The sequence below is a fragment of the Streptomyces sp. UH6 genome (assembly GCF_013421635.1).
Classification (GTDB): domain Bacteria; phylum Actinomycetota; class Actinomycetes; order Streptomycetales; family Streptomycetaceae; genus Streptomyces; species Streptomyces abyssomicinicus.
Window position 1 is genome coordinate 1 of record NZ_JACADT010000217.1, and the last position, 7,372, is coordinate 7,372.

Genomic DNA, 7,372 nt, shown 5'->3' on the forward strand with positions numbered 1-7,372 from the left:
CGGAGGCACACCGCCCAGCGTCCGGAGGTCGCGTGCTCGTCGTCGTGCTCTCGCAGCTGGCGTGCGCCGCCGCACTGCCCGCGGCCGCGCGGCGTATCGGCCGCGGGGTCTGGGCGGTCGCCGCCCTGGTGCTCGCCGGCTCCCTGGCCTGGCTGCTCACCCGGACGGCGGCCGTCCTGGACGGCACGACGTACACCGAGACCTACGCCTGGTCCCCGACGCTCGGCCTGGAGATCGCGCTCCGTCTCGACCCCCTCGCCCTGCTGATGGCCCTGGTGGTCACCGGCGTCGGCGTCGCCGTGATGGTCTACGGCGCGTACTACCACCACCTCGGCCACGGCCGCGAGGCCGCACTGCTGCTGGCGTTCGCCGCGGTGATGCTCGGTCTGGTCCTCGCCGACCACCTCCTGCTGCTGTACGTCTTCTGGGAACTGACCAGCGTCGCCTCCTTCCTGCTGATCGCCGGACGCCGCGAGGGCGGCGACCGGCAGCGGGCCGCCGAACAGGCCCTGCTCACCACCGTCGCCGGCGGACTGGCCATGCTGTTCGGCATGGTGATGCTGGGCCGGGCGGCCGGCACCTACCGGATCTCCGCGCTGCTCGCCGACCCGCCCCCGGCCGGCGCGATGGTGACGACGGCCCTGGTGCTGATCCTGATCGGCGCGTTCGCCAAGTCCGCCCAGTTCCCGCTGCACGCCTGGCTGCCCGCCGCGATGGCCGCGCCCACCTCGGTCAGCGCCTACCTGCACGCCGCGACCATGGTCAAGGCGGGCGTCTACCTCGTCGCCCGGCTGGCCCCCGGCTTCGCCGACGTGGCGCCCTGGCGGCCGCTGGTGCTGACCGTCGGCCTCTACACCCTGGTCGTCGGGGCGTGGCGGGCGCTGCGCGAGACCGACATGAAGAGGCTGCTGGCCTACGGCACGGTCAGCGAACTCGGCATGATGATCGCCCTCTTCGGCATGGGCACCCGCACCGGCGCGATCGGCGGGGCGGTGCTGCTGCTCTCCCACGCCCTGTTCAAGGGCTCCCTGTTCATGGTGGTCGGCGTGGTCGACCACCAGACCGGCACCCGCGACCTCCGGGAACTCTCCGGCCTCGGCCGGGCGCTGCCCGCCGTCGCCGTGGTGGCGCTGCTGGCGGGCGCCTCCATGGCCAAACTGCCGCCCACGGTCGGCTGGATCGCCCAGGACGGCGCCCTGGAGGCCATGCTCCACGGCCACCTCACCGGCGCCGCGTGGGCGACGGCCGCCCTCTGCCTGGGCTCGGTGCTGACCGTCACCTACACCGCGCGCCTCCTCCAGGGCGGGTTCGCGACCAAGCGGGACGACAGGCCGCGACGGCCCGCCGACCCGCCCCGACCGCTCTTCCTCGCCCCCGCCGCCGTGCTCTCCGTGCTCGGCCTGGTCGCGGGCCTCTGGTACCCGGCCGTCGACGCGCTGACCGCGCCGTACGCCGACCAGTACCCGGAGCCCACCGGCAAGCCCTTCCACGCGGCGCTCTGGCACGGCTGGACCCCCGTCGTGTGGCTGGCCCTGCTGATCGTGGTGCTCGGACTCGCCCTGCACACCGCCCGCCGCCCCTTCTCCCGGCTGCTGCGCCGCCTTCCCCGGCTGCCGGACGCCGAACGGTGCTACCGGCGCGGCATGATCGCCCTGCACCACGGCGCCGTGGTGTTCACCCGGTACACCCAGGTCGGCTCCCTCCCCCTCTACCTCACCGCCATCCTGCTCACCGTCGTGGTGCTCCCCTCCTTCGCCGTGCTGACCGCCATGCCGCCGCTGGACCAGGTGCGCGCCTGGTGGACGCCGGCCGAGCTGCCGCTGGCGGTCATCGTGGTGATCGCCGCCGCGTGCGCCGCGATGCTCAAGCACCGGCTCGCCGCCGTGCTGGTCACCGGCGCCGTCGGCTACGCGGTGGCCGGGCTCTTCGTCGTCCAGGGGGCGCCCGACCTGGCGCTCACCCAGTTCCTCGTCGAGTCCCTCACCCTGGTCGTGGTGGTGCTGGTGCTGCGCCGGATGCCGTCCCGCTTCACCCCCGCGTCGCAGACCGGGCCGGGGCGCTGGGCGCGCGCCGCCGTGGCCCTCCTCGTCGGCCTCTTCGTCGCCGGGTTCGCGCTGACCGCCCCCCAGGGACGCGAGAACGCCGGACCGGCCGGCGACTACCTGCGCCGGGTCGGCGAGACCGGCGGAGAGAACGTCGTCAACGCGATCGTCGTGGACTTCCGCGCCCTGGACACCCTGGGCGAGATCTCCGTGCTGATGGTCACCGCCCTCGGCGTCATCAGCCTGATCCGGCTCGGCACCCGCACCGACACCCGGACCGCCGCCGGACGCCGCGCCGGCCCCGACGTCGTCACGGAGTCCGCCGGATACCCCACGGACCGCTGGGACGAGCCCCGCGAACACTGGCTGCCCGGCAGCACCGACCTGCTCGGCGCCGAACGGTCGGTGCTGATGGAGGTCGTCACCCGGCTGCTCTTCCCCTCGATCCTGGTCGTCTCCCTGTTCCTGCTGTTCTCCGGCCACTACCGGCCCGGCGGCGGCTTCTCCGGCGGACTGGTCGCCGGGCAGGCCTTCATCCTCCGCTACCTGGTCGGCGGCCCCACCGACGTCGAGCACGCCGTCCGCGTCCGCCCCGGCCACCTGATCGGCGTGGGCCTCACCCTCGCCGCGACGACCGCCATGGTCCCGCTCGCCTTCGGCGACCCGCCGCTCACCAGCACCCTGTGGAGCTTCCACCTTCCGCTGCTCGGCCAGGTGAAGACCTCCAGCAGCCTCGTCTTCGACATCGGCGTCTACCTGTTGATCCTGGGAGTCATCCTGACCCTGCTCTCGGCCGCCGGCACCTCACTGCGCGCCCCCGTCCCCAAGCTCGGCACCGGCGGCGGCACCGCCGTGGGGAGGAGCACATGACCAGCCTCGACGTGACCATGGCACTGGTCGTCGGCGGCCTGTTCGCGGCCGGGGTCCACCTGCTGCTGCAACGCTCACTGATGCGGATCGTGCTCGGCATCATCCTGCTCGGCCACGGCGCCAACCTCCTGCTCCTGGAGGCCGGCGGACCGCTCGGCGAACCGCCCATCACCGGCGGCGGACCGGAGGTCGACGCCGAGGCCTACTCCGACCCGCTGCCGCAGGCCATGGCGCTCACCGCCATCGTCATCACCTTCGGCGTCACCACCTTCCTGCTCGCCCTGTCCCACCGCTCCTGGCGGCTGACCGGCCACGACGAGGTACAGAACGACCCGGAGGACCGCCGCATCGGCGACGTCGCCGAACGCGCCGACGACGACCCCACCCCGCACCTGCCGTCCGACGACCGGGGGGACGCCGGATGACGCTCGCCCTGGTCGCCCTCCCCGTGCTGGTGCCGCTGTTCGCCGCCGGGCTCTCCCTGATCGTCTCCGCCAGCACCGACCGCCAGCGCACCGTCACCCTGACCGCGCTGGCGCTGGTGCTGGCCGACGCGATCGCCCTGCTGGTCGTCGTCGAACGGAACGGCACCATCGTGGTGCGGGCCGGGGACTGGGCGCCGCCGATCGGCATCGTGCTCGTCGCCGACCTGCTCGCGGCCATGCTGCTCGCCCTGGCCGTCCTGGTCGCCCTCGCGGTGCTGCTGTTCGCCGTCGGCCAGGACAACGCCGACCGCGGGCCCGGCATCACCGTGCCCTACCACCCGTCCTACCTGGTGCTGGTCGCCGGGATCACGCTGGCCTTCCTCGCCGGCGACCTGTTCAACCTGTTCGTCGCCTTCGAGATGCTGCTCTCCGCCTCCTACGTGCTGATCACCCTGGACGCGGGGCCGGACCGGGTGCGCGCCGGGATGACCTACGTCATCACCAGCCTCACCTCGTCGCTGCTGTTCCTCACCGCCCTCGGCCTGGTCTACTCCGCCGCCGGCACCGTCAACCTCGCCGACCTCGCCGTCCAGGCGGAACGGCTGCCGCCCGGCCTGCGCACCGCGCTCAGCCTGATGCTGCTGGTCGTCTTCGGCATCAAGGCCGCCGTCGTGCCGCTCCACTTCTGGCTTCCCGACAGCTATCCGACCGCGCCCGCCCCGATCACCGCCGTCTTCGCCGCGCTGCTCACCAAGGTCGGCGTCTACGCCATGGTGCGCACCGAGAGCCTGGTCTTCCCCCGCGACGGCGCCTGGTGGGTGGCGGCCGTGCTGGCCGTCGCCACCATGCTGGTGGGCATCCTCGGCGCCATCGCCCAGGACGACATCAACCGCCTGCTGTCGTTCACCCTGGTCAGCCACGTCGGTTTCATGATCTTCGGCCTGGCGCTCTCCGACGTCGCCGGGCTGACCGGCACGATCCTGTACATCCTGCACCACATCACCGCCCAGGCCACCCTGTTCCTGGTCGCCGGACTCATCGTCAACGCCGCCGGGACCGCGGAACTCTCCCGGATGGAACGCGGCGAGGGCGCCCGCCGGGTGCACGGCGTCACCGGACTGCTCTTCCTGGTCGGCGGGCTCAGCATGGCCGGCGTGCCGCCCTTCTCCGGCTTCATCGCCAAGTTCGCGCTGCTGCGGGCCGCCGCCGCGCACGGCGGGGTCGCGGCCTGGCTGCTCGCCGCGGCGGCGCTGGTCACCAGCGTGCTCACCCTGTACGCCATGGTCCGGGTCTGGCGCGGAGCCTTCTCCCCGGGGCTCGGCGAACCGCTCCCGCTCCGCCGGCGGCCCGGGGTGCTGCTCACCATGTCCGCCGCCGTCGCCATGACCCTCACCGGCCTGGGGCTCGCGGCGGCCGCGGGACCGCTGGCCTCCATGGGGGAGCGGGCGGCCACCGAACTGGTGCGGCCCGGCGGCTACCGGGACGCGGTGCTGGTCGGTGAGGGGGAGGGCCCGTGAACCGTTCCCTGCTGCGCCGGCTGCCCTCGCTGCTGTGGCTGTGGCTGCTGTGGATCCTGCTCTGGTCCACGCCGAGCCCGCTGGTGATCCTCGGCGGCCTGCTCGTCGCCGTCGCCGTGCTCGCCGTCTCGCGCTTCCCGCAGGTGTCCCGGCAGATCACGGTCCGCCCGCTGCGGCTGCTCGCGCTGTGCGTGCGGATGACCGGCAACCTCGTGGTCTCCGCCGCCGCCGTCGGCTGGGCCGCCCTGAGGCACGGACCCCGGGTGCGGGCCGCGATCGTGGAACTGCCGCTCGACGCGGACACCGACCTGCTGGTCACCCTCGCGACGCTGGTCACGAACGTCTCGCCCGGCAGCCTCGTGCTGGAGATCGACCGCCACCGGGGCGTGCTCTACGTCCACGTCCTGCTGGTCGCCGCGTCCGGCGAGCCCGAGGAGGCCCGCCGGAAACTGCTGGCGACCGAACGCCGGCTGGTGGCCGCGCTGGGCCGGCGGCCGGACCCCTCCACCTCCCCGACGTCACGGAAGGACGACGCGTGACCGCCGTCTACTACGTCGTGTTCATCCTGCTCGGCCTGTCCGCCCTGCTGACGGTGGTCCGGCTGGTGATCGGCCCGGGGGTGCTGGACCGGATCGTCACCCTCGACGTGCTGGTCACCCTGTTCGCGGCCGGCATCGCCGCGGAGGCCGCCCGGCGGGAGGACGGCACCGGGCTGCCGGTGCTGCTCGCGGTGACCCTGCTCGCCTTCGTCGGCTCCGTCACGGCGGCGCACCTGGTGGAGGAACGGGAGGGGATGCGGTGAGCACCGCCCTGGACGTGGCGTCGGCCGTGCTGCTGATCGCCGGCGCGGTCTTCTGCCTGCTCGCCTCGGTCGGCGTGCTCCGCTTCCCCGACGCGGTGGGCCGGCAGCACGCGGCGGCCAAGGCGCAGACCCTGGGGCTGCTGCTGATCCTGCTCGGCGCCGCCCTGCAGAACGCGCCCCGGTACGCGGTGCCGCTGGCCCTGGTGGCGCTGTTCCAGCTGCTGACCATCCCGGTGACCGGGCAGATCGTGGGCCGGACCGCCTACCGGACGTCCGCGCTGGCCGAGGAGTCGCTCACCGAGGACGCGCTGGCCCGGCGGCTGCCCCCGGAGGAACGGCGGCCGGGCCAGGACGACTGATCAGGCCCCGGCCGCGCCGCCGGGGCCCGGCCGCCCGGCGGCGTCGCGGGCGCCGGCCTCGCCCTGGACGACCCTGGGTTCGCCGGGCGCGGGCTCGTCCTTCAGCGCGCGGGACTCCGCCTTGAGGATGCGGGCCGACTTCCCCATGGACCGCGTCAGCTCCGGCAGCCGCTTCGCCGCGAGGACGGCGGCGACGACGAGCAGGACGACGGCGAGCTCGCTCAGTCCGAACATGGGATCCCGTTCTGTGGTCGGTGGGGCGGGCGCGGCGGGAGGCCGTGCCGCCGGAGAATCTACCCGCCCCCGCGAGGCCTGCCCATGCCCCACCCGGCCCCGCCCGGGCCCCGGTTCAGCCCGGGCCCCGGTTCAGCCCGGGTCCCGTTCAGCCCAGGCCGTTCGCCGCGAGCCACTCCGGGTCCGGGGCGACCGCCTGGAGCACCTCGATCAGCAGCCCGTCCGGCCCGGCCACCTGGAACCGCCGCTGCCCCCACGGTTCGCTCACCAGGTCCAGCACGATCTCGGCCCCGGCGCCGCTCAGCCGCGCGAACTCCGCGTCCACGTCCTCCACCAGGAAGGCCACCAGCGCGCCGACGACCTCCCGGCCGCGCATGGCCTCCGGCCAGGACTCGTGGTCCCGCTGCACGAAGTCCAGGCTGAACTTCGGGTGATCGGGGTGCTGGGTGTTCACGTACCAGCCGAGGTCGATGTTCACCCGGAGCCCGAAGTGTTCGGCGAACCAGGCCGCGGCACGGGCCGGGTCCTTCGCGGCGTACGCGGTTCCCACCATGTTGACCTGCATGGGTGACATCCCTTCGTCGGTGACGGCCCGTCAGGCTAGCCCGTCCGGCGGTGCCGGGCAGCGGCTTTTCCGGGTCGTGATCAAGGGCGGGCGCGGGGCGCCGTCCCCGCACTGCGATCATGGCCGGTATGACTACTGAGCGCAGGATCACCGTCGTCACCGGGGGCGGCCGGGGTATCGGAGCGGCGGTCTGTCGCCGTCTCGCCGCCGGAGGGCACGACCTGGTGATCGGCTACCGCTCCGACGCGGCCGCCGCCGAGCGCGTGGCGGCCGAGGCCGCCGACCTGGGGGTCCGCGCGGTGCCGGTGGCGGTCGACACCTCCGACGCCGCCTCGGTCGACCGGCTGTTCGACACCGCTGCCGAGCGGCTGGGCCCGGTCACCGGCCTGGTGAACAACGCGGGGATCAGCGGACCGGTGGGCCGGCTCGCCGACGCGGACCCGGAGGGCATGCGGGACGCGCTGGGGGTCAACGTCCTCGGCTACCTGATCTGCGCGCGGCGCGCGGTCCGCGACATGACGGCGGGTGAGGGCGGCGCGATCGTCAACATCTCCTCCG

9 protein-coding genes are annotated in these 7,372 nt (G+C 74.0%); 7 read left to right on the plus strand and 2 right to left on the minus strand.

Going from position 1 to position 7,372, the window contains the following annotated elements:
• The first annotated feature begins 32 nt into the window (after nucleotides 1-32).
• From HW445_RS13300 to mnhG, 6 genes are read left to right on the plus strand one after another with little or no spacing between them, the layout of a single operon-like run.
• A complete protein-coding gene (locus tag HW445_RS13300) occupies nucleotides 33-2,912 on the plus strand; it encodes a Na+/H+ antiporter subunit A (RefSeq protein ID WP_180221232.1) in 2,880 nt (959 codons plus the stop codon).
• The gene (locus HW445_RS13305) at nucleotides 2,909-3,337 is read left to right on the plus strand and encodes a Na(+)/H(+) antiporter subunit C (protein ID WP_180221233.1); all 429 of its coding nucleotides are present in this window, start codon (nucleotides 2,909-2,911) and stop codon (nucleotides 3,335-3,337) included. The genes HW445_RS13300 and HW445_RS13305 overlap by 4 nt, the downstream gene beginning before the upstream one ends.
• Nucleotides 3,334-4,854 carry a Na+/H+ antiporter subunit D gene (locus tag HW445_RS13310; protein ID WP_180221234.1) on the plus strand — a complete coding sequence of 507 codons (1,521 nt, stop codon included), beginning with the start codon at nucleotides 3,334-3,336 and terminating at the stop codon, nucleotides 4,852-4,854. Before HW445_RS13305 ends, HW445_RS13310 begins: the two co-directional genes overlap by 4 nt.
• Complete coding sequence (locus tag HW445_RS13315) at nucleotides 4,851-5,393, plus strand: Na+/H+ antiporter subunit E (RefSeq protein WP_180221235.1); 543 nt, start codon at nucleotides 4,851-4,853, stop codon at nucleotides 5,391-5,393. Before HW445_RS13310 ends, HW445_RS13315 begins: the two co-directional genes overlap by 4 nt.
• On the plus strand, nucleotides 5,390-5,656 hold the full coding sequence (locus HW445_RS13320; RefSeq protein WP_151769607.1) for a monovalent cation/H+ antiporter complex subunit F: 267 nt from the start codon (nucleotides 5,390-5,392) through the stop codon (nucleotides 5,654-5,656). The genes HW445_RS13315 and HW445_RS13320 overlap by 4 nt, the downstream gene beginning before the upstream one ends.
• Nucleotides 5,653-6,015 (plus strand): monovalent cation/H(+) antiporter subunit G, encoded by a 363-nt coding sequence (mnhG, locus tag HW445_RS13325; protein WP_180221236.1) that lies wholly within the window; start codon nucleotides 5,653-5,655, stop codon nucleotides 6,013-6,015. The genes HW445_RS13320 and mnhG overlap by 4 nt, the downstream gene beginning before the upstream one ends.
• On the opposite strand, the gene HW445_RS13330 is transcribed toward mnhG, so the two are convergent.
• Together HW445_RS13330 and HW445_RS13335 are read right to left on the minus strand one after the other, a co-directional pair.
• Nucleotides 6,016-6,249, minus strand: coding sequence for a twin-arginine translocase TatA/TatE family subunit (locus HW445_RS13330; RefSeq protein ID WP_180221237.1), 234 nt, complete (start codon nucleotides 6,247-6,249; stop codon nucleotides 6,016-6,018).
• A 148-nt stretch (nucleotides 6,250-6,397) separates the two neighbouring features.
• Nucleotides 6,398-6,814: a VOC family protein gene (locus HW445_RS13335; RefSeq protein ID WP_180221238.1), complete on the minus strand. Its 417-nt coding sequence runs from the start codon at nucleotides 6,812-6,814 to the stop codon at nucleotides 6,398-6,400.
• A 128-nt stretch (nucleotides 6,815-6,942) separates the two neighbouring features.
• Between HW445_RS13335 and HW445_RS13340 the strand changes: the two genes are divergently transcribed.
• On the plus strand, nucleotides 6,943-7,372 hold a 430-nt coding region (locus HW445_RS13340), incomplete at its 3' end, for an SDR family NAD(P)-dependent oxidoreductase (protein WP_374939643.1).